Source organism: Pseudomonas sp. 02C 26 (genome assembly GCF_002843585.1).
GTDB classification, from domain to species: Bacteria; Pseudomonadota; Gammaproteobacteria; order Pseudomonadales; family Pseudomonadaceae; genus Aquipseudomonas; species Aquipseudomonas shirazensis.
This window is the reverse complement of the sequence record NZ_CP025262.1, coordinates 3647872-3672180: the sequence shown is the minus strand read 5'-3', so window position 1 is coordinate 3672180 and position 24309 is coordinate 3647872. Positions and strand designations below refer to the sequence as shown.

Annotated in this window: 24 protein-coding genes and 6 tRNA genes; 24 read left to right on the top strand and 6 right to left on the bottom strand. The window is 58.7% G+C overall.

The annotated features are described in order from the left end of the window. Nucleotides 1-90: 90 nt before the first annotated feature. The 11 genes from acpP (at nt 91) to CXQ80_RS16710 (ending at nt 9557) form a co-directional block, all read left to right on the top strand. Nucleotides 91-327, top strand: a complete 237-nt coding sequence (acpP, locus tag CXQ80_RS16760) for an acyl carrier protein (protein WP_004371293.1) — start codon at nt 91-93, stop codon at nt 325-327. Between the two features lie 169 nt (nt 328-496). Next, nucleotides 497-1741: a beta-ketoacyl-ACP synthase II gene (gene fabF / locus CXQ80_RS16755; protein WP_101321480.1), complete on the top strand. Its 1245-nt coding sequence runs from the start codon at nt 497-499 to the stop codon at nt 1739-1741. Then, nucleotides 1741-2562 carry an aminodeoxychorismate lyase gene (pabC, locus tag CXQ80_RS16750; RefSeq protein ID WP_101321478.1) on the top strand — a complete coding sequence of 274 codons (822 nt, stop codon included), beginning with the start codon at nt 1741-1743 and terminating at the stop codon, nt 2560-2562. Before fabF ends, pabC begins: the two co-directional genes overlap by 1 nt. Before the next feature lie 3 nt (nt 2563-2565). Then, nucleotides 2566-3759: an endolytic transglycosylase MltG gene (gene mltG, locus CXQ80_RS16745; protein WP_101321476.1), complete on the top strand. Its 1194-nt coding sequence runs from the start codon at nt 2566-2568 to the stop codon at nt 3757-3759. A gap of 9 nt (nt 3760-3768) precedes the next feature. Continuing rightward, nucleotides 3769-4401, top strand: coding sequence for a dTMP kinase (tmk, locus tag CXQ80_RS16740; protein ID WP_101321474.1), 633 nt, complete (start codon nt 3769-3771; stop codon nt 4399-4401). Further along, entirely contained in the window at nt 4394-5380 is a 987-nt protein-coding gene (locus CXQ80_RS16735; protein WP_101321472.1) for a DNA polymerase III subunit delta', read from the top strand. Before tmk ends, CXQ80_RS16735 begins: the two co-directional genes overlap by 8 nt. A gap of 31 nt (nt 5381-5411) precedes the next feature. Continuing rightward, the gene (locus tag CXQ80_RS16730) at nt 5412-6194 is read left to right on the top strand and encodes a TatD family hydrolase (RefSeq protein ID WP_101321470.1); all 783 of its coding nucleotides are present in this window, start codon (nt 5412-5414) and stop codon (nt 6192-6194) included. A 405-nt stretch (nt 6195-6599) separates the two neighbouring features. Continuing rightward, nucleotides 6600-7235 (top strand): TetR/AcrR family transcriptional regulator, encoded by a 636-nt coding sequence (locus CXQ80_RS16725; RefSeq protein ID WP_101321468.1) that lies wholly within the window; start codon nt 6600-6602, stop codon nt 7233-7235. 108 nt (nt 7236-7343) lie between these two features. Next, nucleotides 7344-8312: a GTP 3',8-cyclase MoaA gene (locus tag CXQ80_RS16720; protein ID WP_101321466.1), complete on the top strand. Its 969-nt coding sequence runs from the start codon at nt 7344-7346 to the stop codon at nt 8310-8312. 66 nt (nt 8313-8378) lie between these two features. Continuing rightward, nucleotides 8379-8984, top strand: coding sequence for a DUF4823 domain-containing protein (locus CXQ80_RS16715; protein ID WP_101321464.1), 606 nt, complete (start codon nt 8379-8381; stop codon nt 8982-8984). A gap of 12 nt (nt 8985-8996) precedes the next feature. Continuing rightward, nucleotides 8997-9557, top strand: a complete 561-nt coding sequence (locus CXQ80_RS16710) for a DUF1285 domain-containing protein (RefSeq protein WP_101321461.1) — start codon at nt 8997-8999, stop codon at nt 9555-9557. A 36-nt stretch (nt 9558-9593) separates the two neighbouring features. Here the strand turns inward: CXQ80_RS16710 and CXQ80_RS16705 are convergent, their stop codons facing one another. Continuing rightward, the gene (locus tag CXQ80_RS16705; RefSeq protein ID WP_101321459.1) at nt 9594-10790 is read right to left on the bottom strand and encodes an amino acid aminotransferase; all 1197 of its coding nucleotides are present in this window, start codon (nt 10788-10790) and stop codon (nt 9594-9596) included. 279 nt (nt 10791-11069) lie between these two features. Between CXQ80_RS16705 and uvrB the strand changes: the two genes are divergently transcribed. The 11 genes from uvrB (at nt 11070) to CXQ80_RS16650 (ending at nt 17721) form a co-directional block, all read left to right on the top strand. Continuing rightward, nucleotides 11070-13085 (top strand): excinuclease ABC subunit UvrB, encoded by a 2016-nt coding sequence (uvrB, locus tag CXQ80_RS16700; protein WP_101321457.1) that lies wholly within the window; start codon nt 11070-11072, stop codon nt 13083-13085. Between the two features lie 134 nt (nt 13086-13219). Beyond that, entirely contained in the window at nt 13220-14701 is a 1482-nt protein-coding gene (gene gltX, locus CXQ80_RS16695) for a glutamate--tRNA ligase (protein WP_101321455.1), read from the top strand. 245 nt (nt 14702-14946) lie between these two features. Beyond that, a tRNA-Ala gene (locus CXQ80_RS16690) sits at nt 14947-15022 on the top strand. A 76-nt stretch (nt 15023-15098) separates the two neighbouring features. Further along, nucleotides 15099-15174 (top strand) — tRNA-Glu (locus CXQ80_RS16685). A 53-nt stretch (nt 15175-15227) separates the two neighbouring features. Beyond that, nucleotides 15228-15303: transfer RNA gene (locus CXQ80_RS16680), tRNA-Ala, on the top strand. A gap of 42 nt (nt 15304-15345) precedes the next feature. After that, a tRNA-Glu gene (locus CXQ80_RS16675) sits at nt 15346-15421 on the top strand. A gap of 64 nt (nt 15422-15485) precedes the next feature. Next, nucleotides 15486-15561, top strand: a tRNA-Ala gene (locus CXQ80_RS16670). A 45-nt stretch (nt 15562-15606) separates the two neighbouring features. Continuing rightward, a tRNA-Glu gene (locus CXQ80_RS16665) sits at nt 15607-15682 on the top strand. A 171-nt stretch (nt 15683-15853) separates the two neighbouring features. Further along, nucleotides 15854-16393, top strand: a complete 540-nt coding sequence (locus tag CXQ80_RS16660) for a TetR/AcrR family transcriptional regulator (protein WP_101321453.1) — start codon at nt 15854-15856, stop codon at nt 16391-16393. Nucleotides 16394-16415: 22 nt separating this feature from the next. Then, nucleotides 16416-17249 carry an alpha/beta hydrolase gene (locus tag CXQ80_RS16655; protein ID WP_101323080.1) on the top strand — a complete coding sequence of 278 codons (834 nt, stop codon included), beginning with the start codon at nt 16416-16418 and terminating at the stop codon, nt 17247-17249. Between the two features lie 43 nt (nt 17250-17292). Continuing rightward, a complete protein-coding gene (locus CXQ80_RS16650) occupies nt 17293-17721 on the top strand; it encodes a thioesterase family protein (RefSeq protein WP_101321451.1) in 429 nt (142 codons plus the stop codon). 8 nt (nt 17722-17729) lie between these two features. Here the strand turns inward: CXQ80_RS16650 and CXQ80_RS16645 are convergent, their stop codons facing one another. The 5 genes from CXQ80_RS16645 to CXQ80_RS16625 all read right to left on the bottom strand — a co-directional run bounded on the left by CXQ80_RS16645 (nt 17730) and on the right by CXQ80_RS16625 (nt 22027). Beyond that, complete coding sequence (locus tag CXQ80_RS16645) at nt 17730-18437, bottom strand: ATP-binding cassette domain-containing protein (RefSeq protein ID WP_101321449.1); 708 nt, start codon at nt 18435-18437, stop codon at nt 17730-17732. Next, a complete protein-coding gene (locus CXQ80_RS16640; protein WP_256585585.1) occupies nt 18438-19052 on the bottom strand; it encodes a hypothetical protein in 615 nt (204 codons plus the stop codon). It abuts the gene before it with no gap. Nucleotides 19053-19180: 128 nt separating this feature from the next. After that, entirely contained in the window at nt 19181-20374 is a 1194-nt protein-coding gene (locus tag CXQ80_RS16635; protein ID WP_101321445.1) for a YcaO-like family protein, read from the bottom strand. Further along, nucleotides 20367-21164, bottom strand: a complete 798-nt coding sequence (locus CXQ80_RS16630; RefSeq protein ID WP_101321443.1) for a microcin B17 processing protein McbC — start codon at nt 21162-21164, stop codon at nt 20367-20369. Before CXQ80_RS16630 ends, CXQ80_RS16635 begins: the two co-directional genes overlap by 8 nt. After that, nucleotides 21161-22027 carry an McbB family protein gene (locus CXQ80_RS16625; RefSeq protein WP_101321441.1) on the bottom strand — a complete coding sequence of 289 codons (867 nt, stop codon included), beginning with the start codon at nt 22025-22027 and terminating at the stop codon, nt 21161-21163. The genes CXQ80_RS16630 and CXQ80_RS16625 overlap by 4 nt, the downstream gene beginning before the upstream one ends. 696 nt (nt 22028-22723) lie before the next feature. Here CXQ80_RS16625 and CXQ80_RS16615 point away from each other — a divergent pair. Both CXQ80_RS16615 and CXQ80_RS16610 read left to right on the top strand, forming a co-directional pair. After that, entirely contained in the window at nt 22724-23698 is a 975-nt protein-coding gene (locus CXQ80_RS16615; RefSeq protein WP_101321437.1) for a tRNA-dihydrouridine synthase, read from the top strand. Between the two features lie 126 nt (nt 23699-23824). Then, a complete protein-coding gene (locus tag CXQ80_RS16610) occupies nt 23825-24268 on the top strand; it encodes an Hsp20 family protein (RefSeq protein WP_101321435.1) in 444 nt (147 codons plus the stop codon). Nucleotides 24269-24309: the final 41 nt, after the last annotated feature.

The window sequence follows — 24309 nt, the reverse complement described above, 5'->3', positions numbered from 1 at the left end:
GCGCGTTACGCTTGAAAAGCAGGCGTCTTGCTATAAACTCGGTCACCGGCCAGCTGCCTGACATATGTCTATTAGGAGTGAAAATTAGGTATGAGCACCATCGAAGAGCGCGTCAAGAAAATCGTCGCCGAGCAACTGGGCGTCAAGGAAGAAGAAGTAACTAACAGTGCTTCTTTCGTAGAAGACCTGGGTGCCGATTCGCTTGACACCGTTGAGCTGGTGATGGCTCTGGAAGAGGAATTCGAGACCGAAATCCCTGACGAAGAAGCCGAAAAAATCACTACCGTTCAAGCTGCTATCGACTACGTCACCAGCCACCAGGCTTAAGACGTCTGTAGTCGACGCTTCTTGTCGGGGAAAACCGCACTGCCGTAACTGGCGTGCGGTTTTTTCTTTGCGAGATGTGTGAAGCAGGCACCAAGAGCCTTTTGCCATTGCCTTTTGCTGCAGAATGCAACGGCAAGAGACTCTGTTACTGGACAATGAGGAGAGTACTGTGTCGCGTAGACGCGTCGTGGTCACTGGTATGGGCATGCTGTCGCCGCTGGGTACCGATGTACCGAGCACCTGGCAGGGCATTCTGGCTGGCCGCAGTGGCATCGGTCCGATCGAACACTCCGATCTGACGGCCTACTCCACCCGTTTTGGCGGCTCGGTGAAGGGCTTTGAAGTCGAGCAGTACCTGTCGGTCAAAGAGGCCCGCAAGCTCGACCTGTTCATTCAATACGGCCTGGCCGCAGGTTTCCAGGCGTTCCGTAACGCCGGGCTGGAAATCAACGACAGCAACCGTGAGCGGATCGGCGTGGCCATGGGCTCCGGCATCGGCGGCCTGACCAATATCGAAGAGACCAGCCGGACCTTGCACGAGCAAGGCCCGCGTCGCATCTCGCCGTTCTTTGTGCCTGGTTCGATCATCAACATGATCTCCGGCTTCCTGTCGATCCATTTGGGTCTGCAGGGTCCGAACTATGCCATCGCCACTGCCTGTACCACCGGCACCCATTGCATCGGCATGGCCGCGCGCAACATTGCCTACGGTGAAGCCGATGTGATGATCGCCGGCGGCGCTGAAATGGCCGCGTGTGGCCTGGGCATGGGCGGTTTCGGTGCTTCGCGTGCGCTGTCGACGCGCAATGACGAGCCAACCCGGGCCAGTCGGCCGTGGGACAAGGGCCGTGATGGTTTCGTGCTCTCCGACGGTGCCGGTGCACTGGTGCTCGAAGAGCTCGAGCACGCCAAGGCGCGCGGCGCCACCATCTATGCCGAGCTGGTTGGCTTTGGTATGAGCGGTGATGCCTATCACATGACCTCGCCACCGGATTCCGGTGAGGGTGCGGCGCGCTGCATGACCAACGCCCTGCGCGATGCCGGCATCGCCCCGGAAGAAGTCAGCTACATCAATGCCCATGGCACCTCGACCCCGGCCGGCGATATCGCCGAAGTGGCCGCGATCAAGCGTGTGTTCGGTGAGCATGCGTACAAGGTGGCAGTCAGCTCGACCAAGTCGATGACGGGTCACCTGCTCGGTGCTGCCGGTGCCGTGGAAGCGATCTTCAGCGTGCTGGCAATCAACAGCCAGATGGCGCCGCCGACCATCAACCTGGACGAGCCGGACGAGGGCTGCGATCTCGACTTCGTTGCCCATCACGCCCGCAGCATGCCGATCGACGTGGTGCTGTCCAACTCGTTCGGCTTTGGTGGTACCAACGGCTCGCTGGTGTTCCGCCGGTTCGCCGACTGATGCATAGCTGGATCGACGGCCAACCCGCGACTGCAGTCAACCTGCACAACCGCGGGCTGGCCTACGGCGATGGTCTGTTCGAAACCATCGCCGTGCGTGCCGGCAAGCCCAGCCTGCTGGAGCTGCACTTACAGCGTCTGGCACTGGGCTGCCAGCGTCTGGCTATCAGCATCGACCTGCCGTTGGTGCGCGACGAACTGCTGCGCTTTGCCAGCCAGCTCGGCGACGGCGTCGCCAAGCTGATCGTTACCCGTGGCGACAGCCAGCGCGGCTACGCTCCAGGCGTTGGCGCCGCGGCTCGGCGCATCCTTCAGGGTAGCCCGCTGCCACAGTATCCCGCACTCAATGCCGAGCAAGGCGTGCGTTTGTTCGCCTGCCAGACGCGCCTTGCGGAACAACCCCTGCTGGCCGGCCTCAAACACCTCAATCGCCTTGAGCAAGTGCTGGCCCGCGCCGAATGGCAGGACGCCGAGCACGCCGAAGGGCTGGTCTGTGACAGCCACGGGCGGGTCATCGAGGGCGTTTACAGCAATCTGTTCATGGTTCGTGGCGGGGTGCTGCAAACGCCTGAGCTGAGTCGCTGCGGTGTAGCCGGGGTAATGCGCGGCGCCTTGCTGGCGCAAGCGCCCGCACTGGGTATCAGCGTGCAGGTCAGTGATCTGGCCCTGGCTGACCTGGAACAGGCCGAGGAAGTCTTTCTCTGCAACAGCGTGTATGGAATCTGGCCGGTACTGGAGTGCTCTGCGCTCAAGCTGAACTGGCCGGCGGGGCCGCTCACCCGTAAACTGCAGGCCGTTGCCCGGACGTTACTGGATACCTGATTCGTGAGACGCAAATTTCTCCTGCTGCTGGAAATAGGCCTGATCCTAGCCGGTCTGGCGTTGGGCTGGTCGGCCTGGAAAGTCCATTCGGCCCTTGAGCAGCCCCTGCACGTCGAGCAGGAGCGGATGCTCGAGGTTCCCAACGGCACCACACCCAATCGCATGTTCTACCGCATGCAGACTGACGGCTTGCTCGACGATGCCGTCTGGCTGCGCCTTTACTGGCGCTTCAACATGGCCGGCACGCCACTGCATACCGGTGAATACCGGCTGACACCTGGCATGACCGTCAACCAGCTGTTCGATGCCTGGCGCCGTGGCGATGTTGTGCAGTACAACCTGACTCTGGTCGAAGGCTGGACCTTCCGCCAGGTGCGTGCGGCAGTGGCCAAGCACGAGAAAATCACCCAGACCTTGGACGGCCTGTCCGATGCCGAGGTGATGGACAAACTCGGCCATAGTGGCGTGTTCCCTGAGGGGCGCTTTTTTCCGGATACCTACCGCTTCGTGCGTGGCATGAGCGATGTCGAGTTCCTGCAGCAGGCGTACATGCGTCTTGAGCAAGTGTTGGCCAAGGAATGGGCCGAGCGGGCAACCGATCTGCCTTACCGCGACCCGTACCAGGCGCTGATCATGGCTTCGCTGGTCGAGAAGGAAACCGGTATCCCGCAAGAGCGCGCGCAGATTGCTGGGGTGTTCGTGCGGCGTCTGCGGCTGGGCATGATGCTGCAGACCGACCCGACCGTGATCTATGGCATGGGCGAGCGCTATAACGGCAAGATCACCCGTGCCGACCTGCGTGAGCCCACGCCCTACAATACCTATACCATCAGTGGCCTGCCGCCGACACCGATCGCTATCGTCGGCCGCGAGGCGATTCATGCCGCGCTGAACCCGGCCAACGGCACCAGTCTGTACTTCGTTGCGCGGGGCGACGGCAGCCACGTGTTTTCCGACGACCTCGACAACCACAACTCGGCAGTGCGCGAGTATCAACTCAAGCGCCGCAGCGACTACCGCTCCAGCCCCGCGCCACAGGCGCAGCCGGGTGCGATTGAGCAGCCAGAACCGGCAGCGGGAGACCAGCCGACACCTGCTGCGGATGCACCGGCGGACGCACCTGCGTCGACCCCGCCAACCGCACCGGCGACCGACGCTGCCCCCGCAGCGGCGCCGACACCCGATGACAAACCCTAAGGACTGCGCGTGAGCGGCTTGTTTATTACCCTGGAAGGCCCCGAAGGCGCGGGCAAGAGCACCAACCGCGAATATCTGGCGCAGCGCTTGCGCGAGCAGGGCCTGGACGTAGTGCTGACCCGCGAGCCGGGCGGCACGCCGGTTGCTGAACAGATTCGTGAGTTGCTACTGGCACCAAGCGACGAAAGCATGGCAGCGGATACTGAATTGCTGTTGATGTTTGCGGCGCGTGCCCAGCACCTGGCCAAGGTCATCCGCCCGGCGCTGGCGCGCGGTGCGGTGGTGTTGTGCGATCGCTTCACCGATGCCACCTACGCCTACCAAGGTGGCGGCCGCGGCTTGCCGGTCGAGCGCATTGCTACGCTGGAAACATTTGTCCAGGGCGATCTGCGTCCTGACCTGACGCTGGTGTTCGACCTGCCGATCGAGATCGGCCTGTCGCGCGCGGCTGCCAGGGGCCGTTTGGACCGCTTCGAACAAGAAGGCACGGCCTTCTTCGAGGCCGTGCGCCATGCCTATCTGGCACGGGCCCAAGCTGACCCGCAGCGCTACAGCATCCTCGACGCCGGCCAATCGCTGGAGGCGGTGCAGCGCGACATCGACAGCTTGTTGCCGGCCATGCTGGAACGCGCCCGTGGCTGAGGCCTTCGCCTGGCAGGATGCGCTCTGGCAGCAATTGGCCGGGCGCAGCCAGCATGCCCATGCCTACCTGCTGCACGGTCCGCAGGGGATTGGCAAGCGGGCCCTGGCCGAGCGCCTGATGGCGCGTTTGTTGTGCCAGCAGCCGCAAGGCGCTGATGCCTGCGGGCAGTGCAAGTCATGCCTGTTGCTGCGTGCTGGCAGCCATCCGGACAACTACGTGCTTGAGCCGGAAGACGTCGACAAGCCGATCAAGATCGACCAGGTTCGCGATCTGGTGTCGTTTGTTGTTCAGACCGCGCAGTTGGGCGGGCGCAAGGTGATCCTGATCGAACCGGTCGAGGCCATGAACATCAATGCCTCCAACGCCTTGCTCAAGAGTCTGGAAGAGCCGTCCGGCAATACGGTGCTGCTGCTGGTCAGCCATCAGCCGAGCCGACTGTTGCCGACCATCAAGAGCCGTTGTCAGCAAGTTGTATGTCCGCAACCAAACCTTGCCCAAAGCCAGGCCTGGCTCGCCAATGCGTTGCCAGACAGTGAGCCGGGAGAGCGCGAGGAGCTGCTGACCCTGGCGGCAGGATCGCCACTGATGGCAGCCAAGCTGCACGCGCAAGGTGTCCTCGAGCAACGTGCGCAGGTCACCGAGGGCGTGAAAAAACTGCTCAAGCAGCAACAGTCACCGACGCAACTGGCCGAGTCGTGGAACAGCGTGCCGCTGCTGTTGTTGTTTGACTGGTTCTTCGAGTGGTCGCACCTGATCCTGCGCTATCAGATGACTCAGGATGAACAAGGCCTGGGCCTGGCTGATATGCGTAAGGTGCTGCAGTATCTGGCGCAGAAGAGCCGCCAGGGCAAGGTGCTGGAAACCCAGGCGTGGATCCTTGAACAGCGGCAGAAGGTGCTGGGCAAGGCCAACCTCAACCGCGTGTTGCTGCTGGAAGCCTTGTTGGCCCACTGGGTCCAGCTGCCAGGCTCACGCTGACTCCCTTCTTCTAAATATGTGTCCTGCTGCCATGCTCGTAGATTCCCACTGCCACCTCGACCGTCTAGACCTGAGTGCCCATGATGGCTCGCTCGATGCTGCCCTGCAGGCGGCGCGTGAGCGCGGGGTAGGGCACTTTCTGTGCATCGGCGTGAGCGCTGACAATGCCGGCGCGGTAAAGGCGTTGAGTGAACAGTACGCAGATGTCGACTGCTCGGTGGGTATTCACCCGCTGGATCTGGCGCCAGGAGAAACCCCAGCGCTGGACTGGTTGCTCAACGAGCTTGCGCATCCGCACGTCGTGGCGATTGGTGAGACTGGCCTGGACTATCACTACGAGCCGGAGGCGGCGAGCCTGCAGCAGGCGTCTTTCCGCTTGCACCTGGAGGCCTCGCGGCAGACCGGCAAGCCAGTGATCGTGCACACCCGTGCGGCCAGGGCTGACACCCTGGCGCTGTTACGCGAAGCCAGCCTGGAGCAGGCCGGGGTGTTGCACTGCTTCACTGAAGACTGGCCGATGGCCAAGGCGGCGCTGGACCTGGGCTACTACATCTCGTTGTCCGGCATTGTCACCTTCCGCAATGCCGAGGCCCTGCGCGACGTGGCCCGCCAGGTCCCCAGCGATCGTCTGCTGGTCGAGACAGATTCACCGTACCTGGCGCCGATCCCTTACCGAGGCAAGCCCAACTTGCCTCAGTACGTGCGCGAAGTCGCCGAATACGTCGCGTCGCTGCGTGGCGTCAGTTATGCACAATTGGCCGAGCAAACCACGGCCAACTTCAAGCGCTTGTTCCCGCTTGCGCGAGTACGCTGATCTGACAGCCTGATTGGCGGGCAAAAAAAACCCGGGTTCTGGGGGAGGAAACCGGGTTAAGACCATTAGGAGTAAACAAAGGCACGCGGTCCCTGAGCGCCTTTATCGGCACGCCACTTGGGGGGATGTGGCGGGTCAACACTTCAAGTATTGGTCAGCTTTGGCACAGTGCCAGCGACAACTGGTCGTTTTTTAAACAGATTTGGAATACGTCGCGGGATGCACAGTGCATTCCCTGCAGGCAAGTCACTTCGATTGGCCAATCTGCAGCTTGCCCAATCAATCCCACCGTTTGCGAACTCATCGTGAAACACAGACATGCGCCGATGATCCGTGCAATTTCTTGCAAGATAGGCATAATAATCCGCTTCGATTGTCAGCCAGTCCTCCCCCATGCAGCCTTCCATGCAGAAAGAACCGCGTAAGGTCCGTGAGTTTCGCCGTCGCGAACAAGAGATCCTTGATACCGCCCTCAGACTGTTCCTCGAACAGGGTGAAGACAGCGTCACCGTCGAGATGATCGCCGACGCCGTTGGCATCGGCAAAGGTACGATCTACAAGCACTTCAAGTCCAAGGCAGAGATCTACCTGCGCCTGATGCTCGACTACGAGCGCGATTTGAACACCTTGCTGCACTCGGCCGATGTCGACCGCGACAAAGAAGCACTGTCGCGTGCCTACTTCGAATTCCGCATGCGTGACCCGCAGCGCTACCGGCTGTTCGATCGCCTTGAAGAGAAGGTGGTCAAGGGTAATCAGGTACCAGAGATGGTCGAGGAGCTGCACAGCATTCGTGCCTCCAATTTCGATCGCCTGACTCAACTGATCAAGGGTCGTATCAGCGAAGGCAAGCTTGAAGACGTGCCACCGTACTTCCACTACTGCGCCGCCTGGGCGCTGGTGCATGGCGCAGTGGCGCTGTACCACTCGCCGTTCTGGAGCAATGTACTGGAAGATCAGGAAGGCTTCTTCCAGTTCCTGATGGACATCGGTGTGCGCATGGGTAACAAGCGCAAGCGCGACCCCGAACCGAACGCCTGACAGCAACGCCCCGTCACCCTTTGCGGGGCTGTCCGACATGGGAGCTTGCAAAAACCTGATTTATGAGTCAGGTTTTGCACGGCTTATTCTTCCATGTCGGAGTCATCCATGATCGTCGATCGTCAAGGCAGGCGTTTTCGCAACCTGCGGGTCAGCCTGACGGCGGCCTGTAACTACGCTTGTACCTACTGCGTACCCGACGGCAAGCGTTTGGTGGCGGCGCAGGATGAGCTCTCTGGCGAGGCCCTGGCACGAGGGGTGGCTTACCTGATCGAGGCGGCCGGCATCGAGCGTCTACGCATCACCGGCGGCGAGCCACTGATCAGTCCCAGGCTCGAAGAGTTTCTCATCGCCATCGCCGGCCTCGACCTGCACGACATCAGCCTGACTACCAACGGCCAGTTACTGTCGCGGTGCCTGCCGCTGCTAGAGGCCGCGGGTATCCGCCGCTTGAACGTGTCGCTGGATACCCTCGACGCCGCTGCATTTCGCAGCATTGCTCGCGGCGGTGACCTGGCCACGGTGTTGCTTGGCATGCAAGAGGCCAGTGCGGCTGGCATGCGCATCAAGGTCAACATGGTGCCGATGCGCGGACAGAATCTGGATCAGGTCGCGCCGCTGCTTGACTACTGCCTGGCGCGTGGCTACGAGCTGCGTTTCATCGAGCTGATGCGCATGGGCCACCTGGCGCGCGACGGCAATGCCTTTCGCCAGCAGTTGGTCAGCCTGCCTGAGCTGCTGGCGCTGATTGGCCAGCACCATGCCTTTGAGCAGGCCAGCGCTGCTGTTGATGCCACCGCATTGCGCTACCAGATCCCCGGCAAAGGCCATTTTGGCGTTATCGCCAACGAGAGCGTACCGTTCTGCCGCGCCTGTTCGCGGCTGCGCTTGTCCTCAACCGGCTGGCTGCATGGCTGCCTGTCGAGCAGCAATCGGCACTACATCGGCGACTTGCTTGATCGCCCCCGGCACCTGGCGTTGCCAGCGCTGCAACGGTTACTGGTAAAAGCCCTGGCTGACAAGCAGGAGCTGGCGTTCGCCGGTGGGGTAACGGTAATGAAGGTGATCGGCGGCTGACTCTGGCGCAAAAGCTGCATCTGGCGGCTATTCGCCGGTTTTTCGTCACCGGTCTCTGGAGGAAAAATGCGTAGCCTGGTTTTGCTGCTGGCGCTGATGGCGCTTGGTGGCTGCATGAATGTCAGCGATATGGGCGAAGGTGTTCGCTATCACATGAGCGATGCCGGTCTGCTCGATCATAGCGATACCCAGCGCAGCCTGTCGGTGCGCCTGCAACCGGATTCGTTCATCTATATTGGCCAGGGTGCGTTCGTGCCGCCGGGCAAAGGCCCGCTGCCGCAGCAGAACATCGTCGCCGAAGAGGCGTTCAAGGCTTTTGTCGAGTACTTCCCGCTGGTGCGTCGTGCGCAAGGCCCGCTGGGCCTGGAAGATGCCATCGCCGAAGCCCGCTCGGTCGGTGCCCATTACGTGCTGTATACCCGCTTCGCTCGTACCGACGACCGCATCGGCAATGGTGATGAGTGGTACGACGAACAGGCAGTCGACCGGCTCGGTTGGGACACGGGCGTGGTGCAGATGATGCTCATCGAAACCAGCACTCGCTACCTGATCGACACAGCGCGGATCAAGAGCCGTGGCGGTTTGTTGACGTTTCACGACAATAGCCCGCAGGATTTGCTCGCAGCGCCCATGCGCGAGTACGCTCGTAGCCTGTTGGGTATGAGCCGCTGATAGGAGAGGGTGATGACCGAGTCTGTCGAGACCAACGATCTGTTGGCGCAAATCCCCAAGGGTAGGGGCCCGGCGCCGGTTCACCTGTGGAACCCGGATTTCTGCGGCGACATCGACATGCGCATCGCCCGTGATGGCACCTGGTTTTACCAGGGCACGCCAATTGGCCGTAAACCAATGGTGCGGCTGTTTTCCAATATCCTGCGCCGTGACGGTGATGATTACTTTTTGGTGACGCCGGTCGAGAAGGTCGGCATCCAAGTCGATGACGCGCCGTTTGTGGCGGTGTTGCTGGAGGTGATCGGCGCGGGGGAGGCGCAGGTTTTGCGTTTCACCAGCAATGTTGAGGATGTGATTGAGGCTAGCAGTGCGCATCCGTTGCGGGTCGAGGTTGATCCGGTCACGCAGGAACCTGCGCCCTACATCCTGATGCGCAGCAACCTTGAGGCGCTGTTGCATCGCAACGTGTTCTATCAGTTGGTGGAGCTGGCGGTGCCGCGCTTGCTGGACGGCGAGGAATGGCTCGGGGTGTGGAGCCATGGCCAGTTTTACCCGATTGGGCGTGCTGGCTGAAAACAGTTGGGGGCTGCAGAGCAGCCCCCAACTGCATCAAAGCACCGCGACGATAGCTTTGGTCACTACGTGGATGTTGCTCTGGTTCAGCGCAGCAACACAGATACGGCCAGTATCCAGCGCATAGATGCCGAACTCATCCTTCAGGCGATTGACCTGCTCGGCAGTCAGGCCCGAGTAGGAGAACATCCCGCACTGGCGACCGACAAAGCTGAAGTCGCGGTTGGCACCATAGGTAGCCAGCAACTCGACCATCTGCTTGCGCATGCCGTGAATGCGATTACGCATTTCGCCCAGCTCGTCTTCCCACATCTGGCGCAGCTCAGGGCTGTTCAGCACGGCAGCGACGATGCTTGCGCCGTGGGTCGGCGGGTTGGAGTAGGTGGTGCGGATAACCCGCTTGACCTGCGACAGCACGCGGGTGCTTTCGTCCTTGGAGGCAGTGACGATCGACAGCGCGCCGACGCGCTCGCCATACAGCGAGAACGACTTGGAGAACGAGCTGGAGACAAAGAAGTCCAGGCCCGACTCGGCGAACAGGCGTACGGCGAAGGCGTCTTCGGCGATGCCGGCGCCAAAGCCCTGATAGGCCATGTCGAGGAACGGCACATGGCCTTTGGCCTTGACCACTTCCAGGACGTTTTTCCAGTCGTCCAGGGTCAGGTCGACACCGGTCGGGTTATGGCAGCAGGCATGCAGGACGATGATCGAGCCCGACGGCAGCTGGTTGAGGTCTTCGAGCATGCCGGCGCGGTTGACGTCGTGGCTGGCAGCATCGTAGTAGCGGTAGTTCTGTACCGGGAAACCGGCCGTCTCGAACAGCGCGCGGTGGTTCTCCCAGCTCGGGTCGCTGATGGCGACGACTGCATCAGGCGACAGGCGCTTGAGGAAGTCTGCGCCGATCTTCAGTGCGCCAGTGCCGCCCACTGCCTGCACGGTGACCACGCGGCCAGCGGCCAGCAGTGGCGATTCGGCGCCGAACAGCAGCTTCTGTACAGCCTGGTCGTAGGTGGCAATCCCATCGATCGGCAAATAGCCGCGCGAAGCATGCTGTGCGGCACGCTGGGTCTCGGCTTCGATCACTGCGCGCAGCAGCGGGATACGGCCTTCCTCATTGCAGTAAACGCCGACGCCCAGGTTCACCTTGTCGGTGCGCGGGTCGGTGTTGAAAGCTTCGTTGAGGCCCAGGATAGGGTCGCGGGGTGCCAGCTCGACAGCGGAAAACAGGCTCATTGTTACCTTGGCTCTGAATGGAGTGTGATAGGGCTTGCACGCTCCAGCCGAATGCACTGAAGCGGTGCACAAACGGGGAGTCAGTATAGAGATACGCGCCGACCGCTGCGACCATCGGGCGCAGGTTTTCCGGCGTTTTTTCGCAATTTTTTTGGACCATTGGTCTAATTGCCCGGTCCACAGAAACACACGTTCACAGCGCCAGCCGCGAAGCGGGCAATGGAAAGGCCCGTTTCGGTGTAGACTACTGGCTATATTTACAGTTGCTCGAGGTCTGCCATGTCCGAGTTTCAGCTTGTCACCCGTTTTCAGCCGGCCGGCGACCAGCCTGAGGCGATTCGCCAGTTGGTCGAGGGTATCGACGCCGGGCTTTCGCACCAGACCCTGCTCGGGGTAACCGGCTCGGGCAAGACCTTCAGTATCGCCAACGTGATTCAGCAGGTGCAGCGGCCAACCCTGGTGCTGGCGCCGAACAAGACCCTGGCGGCCCAGTTGTATGGCGAGTTCAAGGCGTTTTTCCCGAACAACGCGGTCGAGTATTTCGTTTCCTACTACGACTACTATCAGCCGGAAGCCTATGTGCCGTCTTCGGACACCTTCATCGAGAAGGATGCATCGATCAACGACCATATCGAGCAGATGCGCCTGTCGGCTACCAAGGCCCTGCTCGAGCGACGCGACGCCATCATTGTCACCACGGTGTCGTGCATCTACGGTCTGGGCAGCCCTGAAACGTACCTCAAGATGGTCCTGCACATCGATCGCGGCGACAAGTTCGACCAGCGCGCGTTGCTGCGGCGCCTGGCCGATCTGCAGTACACCCGCAACGAGATGGACTTCGCCCGCGCCACCTTCCGCGTGCGCGGTGATGTCATCGACGTGTACCCGGCCGAGTCAGATCTCGAGGCGATCCGCATCGAATTGTTCGATGACGAAGTGGAGAACATTGCCGCCTTCGACCCGTTGACCGGCGAGGTGCTGCGCAAGCTGCCACGTTTTACCTTCTATCCGAAGAGCCACTATGTAACCCCGCGTGAAACCCTGCTTGGGGCAATCGAGGGCATCAAGGAAGAGCTCAAGGACCGCCTTGAGTACCTGCACAAGAACAACAAGCTGGTCGAGGCGCAGCGCCTCGAGCAGCGCACTCGCTTCGACCTGGAAATGATCCTCGAGCTGGGCTATTGCAACGGTATCGAAAACTACTCGCGCTACCTGTCTGGTCGGCCTTCCGGTGCGCCGCCGCCCACCCTGTACGACTACCTGCCTGCCGACGCCCTGCTGGTGATCGACGAGTCGCACGTGAGCGTTCCGCAGGTCGGCGCCATGTACAAAGGCGACCGTTCACGCAAGGAGACTCTGGTCGAGTACGGTTTCCGTCTGCCATCGGCGCTGGACAACCGGCCCATGCGCTTCGATGAATGGGAGTCGGTCAGCCCGCAGACCATCTTCGTTTCTGCCACCCCCGGTCAGTACGAGGCGGAGCATGCCGGGCGTGTGGTCGAGCAGGTGGTGCGGCCGACCGGCTTGGTTGATCCATTGGTAGAAATCCGCCCGGCGCTGACCCAGGTCGACGATCTGTTGTCGGAGATCGGCAAACGTGTGGCCGTTGGCGAGCGCGTGCTGGCCACCACGCTGACCAAGCGCATGGCCGAAGACCTCAGTGACTACCTGGCCGACCACGACATACGCGTGCGCTACCTGCACTCGGACATCGACACTGTCGAGCGGGTAGAGATCATTCGCGACCTGCGTCTGGGTACCTTCGATGTGCTGGTGGGGATCAACCTGCTGCGTGAAGGCCTGGACATGCCCGAAGTGTCGCTGGTGGCGATTCTGGACGCCGACAAGGAGGGTTTCCTGCGCTCGGACCGCTCGCTGATCCAGACCATCGGCCGCGCAGCGCGTAACCTCAACGGCAAGGCCATCCTGTATGCCGACCGCATGACCGGCTCGATGCAACGCGCCATCGACGAGACCGAGCGCCGCCGGGCAAAGCAGATCGCCTTCAACGAGGCCAACGGCATCGTGCCCAAAGGGGTGGTCAAGGACATCACCGACATCATGGAAGGCGCCAACATCCCCGGCGGGCGCAGCAAGAAGCGCAAAGGCATGGCCAAGGCGGCGGAGGAGAGCGCTCGCTACGAAGCCGAGTTGCGCACCCCAGGCGAGATCACCAAACGCATCAAACAGATGGAAGAGAAGATGTTCCAGCTGGCGCGCGACCTCGAGTTCGAGGCCGCCGCGCAGATGCGCGACGAGATCACCAAGCTGCGTGAGCGGCTGATCACCAGCTAAGTTGCCCGATCGGCATAGCCTGCCGATCATCTGCACGCCTGGGCTGACGGTGGGGCGATTGCGCCACCGCTGGAGCCTGATGCCCGCTCCCTGCTAACATCGCGCCTTTGTTTCAACTTCGTTCGAGACCCTCCATGACCACCGTTCGCACGCGTATCGCGCCATCGCCCACCGGCGACCCCCATGTTGGCACCGCCTACATCGCCCTGTTCAACTACTGCTTTGCCAAGCAGCACGGCGGCGAATTCATCCTGCGCATCGAGGACACCGATCAGCTGCGTTCGACCCGTGAATCGGAACAGCAGATCTTCGACGCCCTGCGCTGGCTGGGCATCGAGTGGAACGAAGGCCCGGACGTGGGCGGCCCGCACGGCCCTTACCGGCAGAGCGAGCGTGGCGAGATCTACGCGAAGTACGCCAAGCAGCTGGTTGACGCCGGGCATGCGTTCTACTGCTTCTGTACCGCAGAAGAACTCGACCAGATGCGCGCCGAACAGATGGCCCGGGGCGAGACGCCGCGTTACGACGGCCGCGCGCTGTTGCTCAGCGTTGAGGAAGTGCAGCGTCGCCTGGCCGCTGGTGAGCCCCATGTGATCCGCATGAAGGTGCCAAGCGAAGGCGTCTGCGTGGTCCCGGACATGCTCCGTGGCGATGTCGAAATCCCGTGGGATCGCATGGACATGCAGGTCCTGATGAAGAACGACGGCCTGCCGACCTACTTCCTGGCCAACGTGGTCGATGACCACCTGATGGGCATCACTCACGTCCTGCGTGGCGAAGAGTGGCTGCCGTCGGCGCCCAAGCTGATCAAACTGTATGAGTACTTCGGCTGGGAGCAGCCGCAGCTGTGCTACATGCCGCTGCTGCGTAACCCGGACAAGAGCAAGCTGTCCAAGCGCAAGAATCCGACTTCGGTCACCTTCTACGAGCGCATGGGCTTCATGCCCGAAGCCATGCTCAATTACCTCGGCCGCATGGGCTGGTCGATGCCGGACGAGCGCGAGAAGTTTTCCCTGGCCGAGATGGTCGAGCACTTCGACCTGTCGCGGATTTCCCTGGGTGGGCCGATCTTCGATATCGAAAAGCTGTCCTGGCTCAACGGCCAGTGGCTGCGTGAGTTGCCGGTCGAGGAGTTCGCTGCACGGGTACAGAAGTGGGCGTTCAACAGCGATTACATGATGAAGATCGCGCCGCATGTGCAGGGTCGCGTAGAGACCTTCAGCCAGATCGCCCCGTTGGGTGGCTTCTTCTTCGAGGGTGCGTTGAAGCTTGATGCCAAGCTGTTCGAGCACAAGAAGCTCTCGCCCGATCAGGTCCGCCAGGTCATCCAGCTGATTCTGTGGAAGCTGGAGAGCTTGCGCCAGTGGGAAAAAGACCGCATCACCGGTTGCATCCAGGCCGTGGTCGAATCGCTTGAGCTGAAGCTGCGTGACGCCATGCCGCTGATGTTTGCTGCTATCTCAGGCCAGGCCAGTTCGGTGTCGGTGCTGGATGCGATGGAAATCCTTGGCCCTGACCTGACTCGCTACCGCCTGCGTCAGGCGCTGGATCTGCTCGGTGGTGTGTCGAAGAAAGAAAACAAGGAATGGGAAAAACTGCTGGCCAACATTGCCTGACAGCCAGCTACCCAAGCGTGCTTGCCTGTCCCAGCTGACGCTGGGCGGGCCGGCTGCCGTAGGCAAAATCGTCAATTGCTGGGGCAGGGCGGTAAGTGATTGTTATCTGTGAAAAATCTTTTGGTTAATTTCAAAAATTCGTTTGACAGCATAGCCATCCGATCTTAATATGCGCCCCGTCCACAGCGATGAACGTAACGAACTGTCAGCAACCCAGCCGGCAATTCAGTTCAAAGCGACATTGTGGGGCTATAGCTCAGCTGGGAGAGCGCCTGCATGGCATGCAGGAGGTCAGCGGTTCGATCCCGCTTAGCTCCACCAAATTCCGATTCTTGGCCAGCACTGCTGGCGGAGAATGAAACCCGGCACCAGCGCCAGGTTTCACGGTAGAAGGTTCGTCCCCTTCGTCTAGTGGCCTAGGACACCGCCCTTTCACGGCGGTAACAGGGGTTCGAGTCCCCTAGGGGACGCCAGTTTTACACAAGCGATGTATAACCATGTCGCTGGGCCGCGAGGCTAGAAATCCGGGGCTATAGCTCAGCTGGGAGAGCGCCTGCATGGCATGCAGGAGGTCAGCGGTTCGATCCCGCTTAGCTCCACCAATTTTGCCGCGGTTTGTGCAAGCGAACCGGCACGAAGGTTATGTCCCCTTCGTCTAGTGGCCTAGGACACCGCCCTTTCACGGCGGTAACAGGGGTTCGAGTCCCCTAGGGGACGCCAGTTTTACCCGCGTTTTGCGGGGCTTTAAAGGCTCATTCGCATATTGGATGGGCCTTTTGTTTTAGGGGCTATAGCTCAGCTGGGAGAGCGCCTGCATGGCATGCAGGAGGTCAGCGGTTCGATCCCGCTTAGCTCCACCAATATTTGCCAGGGTTCGTGAAAGCGGGCCTGCACGAAGGTTACAAGTCCCCTTCGTCTAGTGGCCTAGGACACCGCCCTTTCACGGCGGTAACAGGGGTTCGAGTCCCCTAGGGGACGCCATTTTTTTCTCGCGTTTTGCGGGGCTTATAAGGCTCATTCGATTATTGAATGGGCCTTTTGTTTTTTCTGCCTTCCTTACTTTTTCAATGAAGCGGCCTGAGCTCGATTTTTTCGCTTGCCAATAAATATTATGTGCATCATATTACGCTCATAATATTTATCGGGTGGCTTATGAACGACAAGAAGAGCAAGACCCGCCAACGCATTCTCGATTCAGCCCGCAGCGCGTTGATCCAGCACGGACCGGCCGAGCCCAGTGTGAGTCAGGTGATGGGCGCCGCCGGGTTGACCGTGGGCGGTTTCTACGCGCACTTCGACAGCAAGGACGAACTCATGCTCGAGGCGTTCAGCCAGTTGCTGAGCGAGCGCCGCGGTTTATTCACCCAGATCGATCCAGCCCTGGACGGCACCGGGCGCCGTGCCCTCGCTGCTGCTTTCTACCTGTCACGCAAGCATCGCGACGCGCTCGAGCAGGCATGCCCGTTGCCCACCTCGCTGAGCGAGATGCAGCGCCTGCCTGAAGCGTTTCGCGAGGCGCTGGCCGAGCACCTGGAGCTGATGACCGCGCAGATGGTCGACCGCCCCGAAGACGCCGACAAGGCGTTGGCCGACCTGGCGCTGATGATCGGTGGCCTGGCGCTGGCCCGAGCGCTGGGCACCAGTGAGCTGTCCGACCGAATCCTGCGCGCCGCCAAGTCGGCGGTCATCTAGTGGCCTGACTGGAGTATTGATGATGACTACCCTGAGTTGGATTCGCGGCGTCAACGGTACCCTGGGCCGGCTGGCCCCCGAGCATATAGCGGGCAAGATGCGCCGCGCCTTCATGACCCCGCGCAACCTGCCGCCGCGGCAATGGGAGTTGCCCTTGCTGGCGACAGCTGAACGCATCACCTTGCGCTTCGGCCTGTCAGCGCTGCGCTGGGGCCAGGGGCCGACAGTGCTGATGATGCACGGTTGGGAAGGGCGCCCAACCCAGTTTGCCGCGTTGATTGAAGCGCTGGTGGCGGCCGGGCATACCGTGGTGTCGCTGGAAGGGCCGGCCCATGGACGTTCTCCGGGCCGACAGGCGCATGTGGCGCTGTTTGCCCGGGCGCTGCTCGAAGCTGCTGCCGAACTGCCGCCGCTGCGCGCCGTGATCGGCCATTCGATGGGTGGTGCCAGTGTCTTGCTGGCGCTGCAATGGGGTTTGCGCACCGAGGCTGCGGTCAGCATTGCCGCGCCGGCGCAACTGCTCGGGGTGTTGCGCGGTTTTGCCCAGCGGCTGGGCATGCCGGCGCGGGCGCGGGCGGCGTTTATTCGCCAGGTCGAGCAGGATGTCGGCCTGCAAGTCGCCCGGCTTGACGTCAACGGCTATCAACTCGAGCTGCCGGGCCTGATAGTGCACGCCAGTGATGATCCTCTGGTCGCTGCCAGCGAAGCGCAATTGATCCACAAGGCCTGGTTCGACAGCCGCTTGCTGATGCTCGAAGAAGGCGGTCACCAGCGTGTGCTGGCCGACCCGCTTCTGGTCGAAGGCGTGCTTGAGCTGCTGGCGCGCGCTGCCACACCAGCACGCCAAAGCGCCTGAGCATCCGCTACAATCAACGCCTTCAATGACCTTCGGAGCGCGCATGAGCTGGGATCTGGCATCGCCATTCATCATCGACCTACGCGTTGGCGGTGACGACATCGACGGCCTCGGCCACGCCAACAACGCGGTCTACGTCACCTGGCTGGAGCGCTGCGCCTGGCGCCACTCGCAGCGTCTGGGTCTGGACTTGGCCGAATACCGCCGTCTTGACCGGGCCATGGCCGTTGTTCGCCACGAAATCGATTACCTGGCTGCCGGCTACGAAGATGACGAGCTGCAACTGGCCACCTGGATCGTCGACTGGGACCAGCGCCTGCGCATGACCCGCCGGTTTCAGCTCAAGCGCCCGAGCGACGGCGTGACCCTGCTGCGCGCGCAAACCACCTTTGTCTGTATCGAGCTGTCGACCGGCAAGCCCAAGCGTATGCCGGGCGAATTCATTGAAGGTTATGGGCAGGCGCTGATGTGATACCCCAATCAGTCTTTCGACGAAGCGAGGATAAACGCTTCGTCAAGGCACTCTGTGTCGTGGTGGGTCATAAAATGTTCGGCACTGCTGAACTCCTGCAATGTGCGTTGAGCAAGCATGTAGAACCGATCACAGTTAGCCGTGATTTCCTGAATGTGGTGTGATGAGACGAGCACGGTCGCGCCCTCTGCGCAGGCCTTGCGAATGGCCAGCCATATATAGTGCCGGAACTCCGGGTCAACGCCAGCTGTCGGCTCATCAAGGATAAGCAAGTCGCCCTGCATCACGAGCAACGTCAGCGTGAAAAAACTCCTTATTTCTCCGTAGCTGCAGTTCGCTGGTTTTTTGTTCCAGAGGGCCGCATAGCGTTTATACAAGGGGACTGACCATCGCTCCATGCACTTGAAGGTTTCACCCGCGCTAAGCGGCTTGTCCCCATCAAGATGAGTGATGAGGGCGTGAATCTCCTGCATACGCAAGCCTGGGGGAGGTGACAGCGTTTGGGATAGGTATAACTGACGGCAAGCGTTATTGGTCAGGGTACCGGCGTCTGGCTTCCTAAGATTACAAATCAAGTCAAACAAGGTGGTCTTGCCCGCGCCATTGGAGCCGAGTATTCCGATAGCCTCACCTCGGTAGGCAGAAAAATTGAGTTTATGGAACAGCGGGGTGCGAGCATATGAGTAGCCTAGGTCGCGGATAGTGATCTTGGTCATTCAGTATCTGCTCCATACGGGTTGGATGCGAAAATAGCGCTTGGCCAGATAAAGACTAAACAGGAATGAAGCAGCGACGGCGACAGCAGCTGTCAGCAATGGGATGTCGCCCGATAGCAGCGCTGCGATCAGGGCAAGCGGATTGTAGCGTGAAAGAGGCGTTGAGGATTCAGTAGCTGAAGCACTGATAAACCCTAGCACCAACATCGCAAATGAAAAGATTGAAAATAGAGTGCCTGCTGTACTGAACTTGATCGGCAAAATAGTAAAAATCAGACCGATCGATGCAAACCCTAGGTAGCTAATGTAAAAACCCGTCAGTAGGAATGTGTACTCCGTGATGGAATAAGCGCCTGTCATGGGCTTGGTAATTAAATAGAAGATAGAGAAGTGGATCGCGCTGATACAGCTATTACTGAGGATGTGCGAGGTTAGAAATAGCCTCAGTGCAGATTCGTTATAGATGAATGACCGTATGAACCCACTCTCTCGCCGGCCAATGAGGTAGTAGCTCAAGCCGAATAAGGCTGAGCTGCATGCGATGTATGCATAAAACCATGATGCCGACGACGTGTAGTCTGGCGGCGCCAGTTGAGCGTGTTTTGATGAAGCCATGAAGTAGAATAATGCGCACGGGGAGAGTGTGGTCCATAGAAGTGCGGTGGGCTCTCTGAGTTGTTCGATGATAAATAATTTGGTAATTGTATATATCTTTATGTGAGATCGCTTAAAGCATGGCTTTATCATGGGAAAGGTACCATGGTAGCAAGACGGTCAGGCCTGATTTCGCTCAAGAAGTGTCGGGAATAGAGGTTGGAGGTGTTAAAGTTCTTCGAGTTGTTCATGTGAAGAAAAATATTCGGTGATAGGTACTTGCAGAAATAGATAGTTGTTTTGTCGGTGAGCAATTGATTTGGGTAGAGGTAGCCGTACAGTTCGCGCTCGCGTAACAGTTGTATCAAGTTTTCTAGTGTAAATTCTTGCGAATTACTTTCAGTTACTGTGTGTGGAGTTATGGTGGTGATTGTTAGATATGTCTGGTATGAGTTTGCATTTAAAAAGTGTTGTAGATAGGGGTCTTTGATTTGCGTTAAATCTTTGCCGGCTGCTGAAAAAGAGTGCATAAATCTAAAGGTTTGCCATAACTCAATTACTGACTTCTCCAATGCGTTTTCCAGGTTTTCGGCGTAAGCCATGCCCGCGCAGTAACGTACCGCCGTATGTGCCATGGGGTTGCCATAGCACAGCAGAATGCACGTCCCTGGAAAATTACGATCAGTGAGATTCAATGCAGTAATTTCACCGCTTTGCATCAGGCACTTGAATAAGGTCGAGGTTGGCGAATTTTTTAGGGCCCCCAGTAGAAGTAACGTTTCTACGGGTTCGCAATAAGAACCGGTGAGCCAGAATCTCAATAGGTATTGGCGCTCCAGCGCTTCTTTGATAGCGCCGAAGATAGCCTTGTCTATACTCGTGTGTGCGCTGCAGCCGCAGGTGTCCCTAAGTGGGTAGATCTCATTGTCGTGCGCAGAGGTACATGCTGAGAGCTTGATGCAGGCCGTTGGAATTTTACAAGCCGAATAATCTTTTATTCTGATCACCCTAGTAAGTTCTAATGGTAGATTATTTTTCCATGGGGAAGCGGCCTCTCGACCGGTCTGGGCAAAGGCATATTGGAATTCAGCTAGTTCCTCTGCTGTTAGCGTTTCATCAAGTGGCTCTCGTGCGTGGGTCGGCACGTCAAGATAAAAGTGCTTGCGTTCGAGGTATTCACCAAAGGCAGGTTGAGTAGTGTCGTATGACCATCCGCTACTTGATCCGTAAGTGTCCCACCGGCTGCCGTATTCGATACTGTGTGGTAGGCTTTTGATCGCGCTGGGTAGTAGAAATTGAAAGTCTGCCTCGAGTGGGGTGTGTAGTTCATTGTAATTATTCATTTCGCGGCCCTATGTATTGAATGCATGCGGGTAAGAACAGTGTAGGGTTCAGTGCTAGGCCGCAGGTCAATTGATGGTCGGTAAATCCAGACCAGACCCGATTTGAAAGATTAAGTTCTTTGCACTTCAGGTCTACCAGCATGTACATGGAGCCTGCCTCCATTAGCGCGAGGCGATAGCCTCTGTAGCGATATTTAAAAATGGTTTTTGGCAGGTAGATGCAATAAACGATTGCTATCGCTGGGGTGCCGAGCGTGAAACAGGGTGGCGTTAATGCGTTGATGAGTTTGGTGTCATCGACATTCGTTGCATGAGCTTCAAAACATCTCGATGAAGGGAGAAGGTGAAGCAACCTGCTTTCAAGTGGCCAGTCGGTGACGCGACGACCCAAGTCATAACAGAAAACCTCAACAGGATACAATGCGCCACCGCTAGGGTAGCCTCGGCCATAATGACTATCTCGTTTCTTGAGAAGTGGCGTGAGCAGTTGTTTGACAAGTTCGAACGGCATGCTGCCCATATTGAAGTGCTCACAAGAATCATTTCGAGTAAGCGGGTGTAGCCTGTCCGGTGGCTGCAGTTTAGTTTCCATGGTGGGCGTGTGAATAATATCTAGCGGTAACTCATTCCCAGTCATCCTCTCCAATTCGCTTCCCTGAAGATGGTGAAGAGTGCTTGTGTGTCCAGTCAGTTTGTCTACTGTGTAAGTGCCTCTATTGTGAAAAAATAATGTCTCCTCTAGTACGCTATTTTCAACAAACTTTAGGTAGTGATCGTGAGGAATAGTCATTTCTTTTCCTCCAGGCACTTGCATAGTGACCAATGAACGCTTGGGGCTTCCTGAAGCGATCCTGTTTCTAAATCCAATGTTGTAGAGTGGAGGAGTCGATCTTGTGTGGATTTCCGCTGCTGATTGCACGTCAACCTGTTGGCGACTCTTACAAGTAGTCCGAGCACCAAGGCGCTCTCCATACCCTCCAGCTCTTTCTTAGGGAGTGCAATGTTTTCGGAGTGGCAGAAAGCCAGTAGTTTGCTCCAATGGTGGTGGCTGCCTCTCATGTTTTGGTAGTAAATAATTCGGTCCAGCGTGCAAAATGCGCATGGATTGTTGACAGCAGGTATGTGAGGCTCGGTGAGATGAAAGACGTTGCCGCTCGTAAAGCCAACGCTTATAGCTGATTTCGGATTTTTGTCTATTATGTCGTAATAGATGCCTCTCAGTTCCGTCAGGTCGAGCTTGGTATATACCAATATGAATAGTGTTGGGGTGTGCGCGCTAAATGTTGGGTTTTCGGCTATGCCTTTTACTTCCAAGATACCTTGTGCGCTGGATGCGATCTGATCCTTTGTTGATTGTGAAATGTACCAGTCGCAATAAATAATGGTGTTTGTCAAGACAGGAGGGGGCCGGAGGTTGTCTATTATTTCAAGGCGCCTGAGGTAATCTTTAGCTTCTTGCGGGTCCAGGCAGTAATCACTCAGTACCTTGCCAAGCTGAAGCTCTGTCACTGTTTTGTTACGATGTTTCGTCAGGTCTTGCAGCGCGCGGACCAGTTGAGGATTGGTTATCCTTGTAATGCCGTGATCAGAGTAAATTAATGGCTCGGCATCGAAGTTTAGAATCTCATAGTTGCATATTTTCATTTTTTTCATGGCTGGCTCCGGAGGGCATCCCAACGCTGTTACTGAAGGGATGCCTTGATAGTCACCTATTTATTAGTCTGGTCAGACTTGCTCACCGCATGGCCACCAGATCCGCCAGAGCCACCACTCCCGCCGCTGCATCCGCCGCCGCCGCCGCATCCGCCGCTACCTCCACAGCCACCTGCACCGCCCGATCCGCCAAAGAACTCAGAATCGAAGTGGTTGGCGTCCCCTGTTTTTAACTTCAGCAGCGTAGTTCCAAATGTAGTTGTCATTTTGCCTCCTTGAGTGCCCCGGTGTGGGGTTTTCAAGGTTTAGTAGTTTTGATGCTGTTCGTCAATGTTACCCGGCGATCAGTGAGTACCTCTACGGTGTAGTCTGTTTATTGAGTTTCGTTATTTGGTGAATAATCCTGCGAAATGGATTTCAGAAATTTCCTAATTTAATGTAGTCCCAGGATTGAAATGCTATTAGTTGCTCGCTGTTTTCTTAAGCTCAAGTTTTTCTTCTGGCTGTACTGGATGCGCTGTAGGAATTGTTACTGTCAATCGCGAGCGGTTAAACGTGAAAAAAATCTGAATTCCACGCAATTATTTTTCAAACGGGCGATTGTGTTGCGCACCGTGGTGCTCTCGCCTCAGCAGCTGCCCTCCGTCCGTCCGGGTTTCTTCTCTGATAGAATGCAAATTTTTGAAGAGCCCCCTCATGCAAATTGCCCTGGCCCCCATGGAGGGGCTGGTCGACAACATCCTGCGCGACGTCCTCACGCGGGTCGGCGGTGTCGACTGGTGCGTGACCGAGTTCATTCGCGTCTGCGACCGCCTGCTGCCACCTTCCCAGTTCGACAAGCTCGCCCCTGAACTGCGCCACGGCGCGCGTACTGCGGCAGGTGTGCCCATGCGCGTGCAGTTGCTTGGCTCCGATCCGGTGTGCCTGGCTGAAAACGCTGCATTGGCCTGCGAGCTGGGCGCGCCGGTGATCGACCTGAATTTCGGCTGCCCGGCCAAGACGGTGAACAAGTCCCGCGGTGGGGCGGTGTTGCTCAAGGAGCCTGAGTTGCTCCACGCGATCGTCCGTGAAGTGCGCCGGGCGGTGCCTGCCCACATCCCGGTCACGGCCAAGATGCGTCTGGGCTTCGATACCCCGGATGGCGCCCTCGATTGCGCTACCGCGTTGGCCGAAGGTGGCTCGGCGCACCTGGTGGTGCATGCACGGACCAAGGTCGAGGGCTACAAGCCGCCGGCGCACTGGGAGTGGGTGGCGCGGGTGCAGGATGTGGTCAAGGTGCCGGTGTTCGCCAATGGTGAGATCTGGACCGTGGACGACTGGCGACGGTGCCGCGAGGTCAGCGGCGCTGAAGACATCATGCTCGGCCGTGGCCTGGTGTCGCGGCCTGATCTGGGCCTGCAGATTGCTGCTGCACGGGCGGGGCTCGAGTATCAGCCGCTTGCCTGGCAGGCGCTGTTGCCGTTGCTGCGCGAGTTTTGGCGTCAGGCCCAGGCCAAGCTGTCGCCGCGCTATGCGCCGGGGCGGATGAAGCAGTGGGTGGCAATGCTGACTCGCAGCTATCCGGAAGCAGTACTGTTATTTGCCGAACTGCGCCGGGTCGATGATTGTCAGCGGATCACCCATTTGCTGGGTGCCGACATCAGCCAGCTGCCATGTGAAGCAGTGGCCTGAGCAAATTTTAAAAATTTTTTTGGTTGAGCTCTTGAAAGCGGTTGGTCGGGCCATATCTATTTAGTACGCGATGCCGAATTCGGGTCGCGGATTGACTCACTTGCTGATTTTCAGGAGTTTATGACCATGACTACCGCTTTCTCCCTTGCACCACTGTTCCGCCATTCCGTTGGTTTCGACCGTTTCAACGACCTGTTCGAATCCGCGGCGCGTAATGAGGCCGGTAGCAGCTACCCGCCCTACAACGTGGAAAAACATGGCGATGATCACTATCGCATCGTGGTTGCAGCAGCAGGCTTCCAGGAATCAGACCTTGAACTGCAGGTTGAGAAGGGTGTACTGACGGTTACTGGCGGCAAACGCGACGCCAGCAACGACGCAGTGACCTACCTGCACCAGGGCATCGCTCAGCGTGCCTTCAAGTTGTCGTTCCGCCTGGCCGACCACATCGAAGTGAAATCCGCAGGCCTGGCCAACGGACTGCTCAGCGTCGAACTGCTGCGCGTCGTGCCGGAAGAAGCCAAAGCCAAGCGGATCCCGATCAGTGCTGACAAGCCAGCGTTGAACTGACGATTGGCTGGGGCCGCCTCGCGGCCCCATTCCTCTATCCC

What these genes read in the sequence shown, in the direction of transcription:
- acpP (WP_004371293.1), top strand. Translation starts at nt 91, where the DNA reads ATGAGCACCATCGAAGAGCGCGTCAAGAAAATCGTCGCCGAGCAACTG.
- pabC (WP_101321478.1), top strand. Translation starts at nt 1,741, where the DNA reads ATGCATAGCTGGATCGACGGCCAACCCGCGACTGCAGTCAACCTGCAC.
- CXQ80_RS16730 (WP_101321470.1), top strand. Translation starts at nt 5,412, where the DNA reads ATGCTCGTAGATTCCCACTGCCACCTCGACCGTCTAGACCTGAGTGCC.
- CXQ80_RS16725 (WP_101321468.1), top strand. Translation starts at nt 6,600, where the DNA reads ATGCAGAAAGAACCGCGTAAGGTCCGTGAGTTTCGCCGTCGCGAACAA.
- CXQ80_RS16720 (WP_101321466.1), top strand. Translation starts at nt 7,344, where the DNA reads ATGATCGTCGATCGTCAAGGCAGGCGTTTTCGCAACCTGCGGGTCAGC.
- CXQ80_RS16715 (WP_101321464.1), top strand. Translation starts at nt 8,379, where the DNA reads ATGCGTAGCCTGGTTTTGCTGCTGGCGCTGATGGCGCTTGGTGGCTGC.
- CXQ80_RS16710 (WP_101321461.1), top strand. Translation starts at nt 8,997, where the DNA reads ATGACCGAGTCTGTCGAGACCAACGATCTGTTGGCGCAAATCCCCAAG.
- CXQ80_RS16705 (WP_101321459.1), bottom strand. Translation starts at nt 10,790, where the DNA reads ATGAGCCTGTTTTCCGCTGTCGAGCTGGCACCCCGCGACCCTATCCTG.
- uvrB (WP_101321457.1), top strand. Translation starts at nt 11,070, where the DNA reads ATGTCCGAGTTTCAGCTTGTCACCCGTTTTCAGCCGGCCGGCGACCAG.
- gltX (WP_101321455.1), top strand. Translation starts at nt 13,220, where the DNA reads ATGACCACCGTTCGCACGCGTATCGCGCCATCGCCCACCGGCGACCCC.
- CXQ80_RS16660 (WP_101321453.1), top strand. Translation starts at nt 15,854, where the DNA reads ATGAACGACAAGAAGAGCAAGACCCGCCAACGCATTCTCGATTCAGCC.
- CXQ80_RS16655 (WP_101323080.1), top strand. Translation starts at nt 16,416, where the DNA reads ATGACTACCCTGAGTTGGATTCGCGGCGTCAACGGTACCCTGGGCCGG.
- CXQ80_RS16650 (WP_101321451.1), top strand. Translation starts at nt 17,293, where the DNA reads ATGAGCTGGGATCTGGCATCGCCATTCATCATCGACCTACGCGTTGGC.
- CXQ80_RS16645 (WP_101321449.1), bottom strand. Translation starts at nt 18,437, where the DNA reads ATGACCAAGATCACTATCCGCGACCTAGGCTACTCATATGCTCGCACC.
- CXQ80_RS16640 (WP_256585585.1), bottom strand. Translation starts at nt 19,052, where the DNA reads ATGGCTTCATCAAAACACGCTCAACTGGCGCCGCCAGACTACACGTCG.
- CXQ80_RS16635 (WP_101321445.1), bottom strand. Translation starts at nt 20,374, where the DNA reads ATGAATAATTACAATGAACTACACACCCCACTCGAGGCAGACTTTCAA.
- CXQ80_RS16630 (WP_101321443.1), bottom strand. Translation starts at nt 21,164, where the DNA reads ATGACTATTCCTCACGATCACTACCTAAAGTTTGTTGAAAATAGCGTA.
- CXQ80_RS16625 (WP_101321441.1), bottom strand. Translation starts at nt 22,027, where the DNA reads ATGAAAAAAATGAAAATATGCAACTATGAGATTCTAAACTTCGATGCC.
- CXQ80_RS16615 (WP_101321437.1), top strand. Translation starts at nt 22,724, where the DNA reads ATGCAAATTGCCCTGGCCCCCATGGAGGGGCTGGTCGACAACATCCTG.
- CXQ80_RS16610 (WP_101321435.1), top strand. Translation starts at nt 23,825, where the DNA reads ATGACTACCGCTTTCTCCCTTGCACCACTGTTCCGCCATTCCGTTGGT.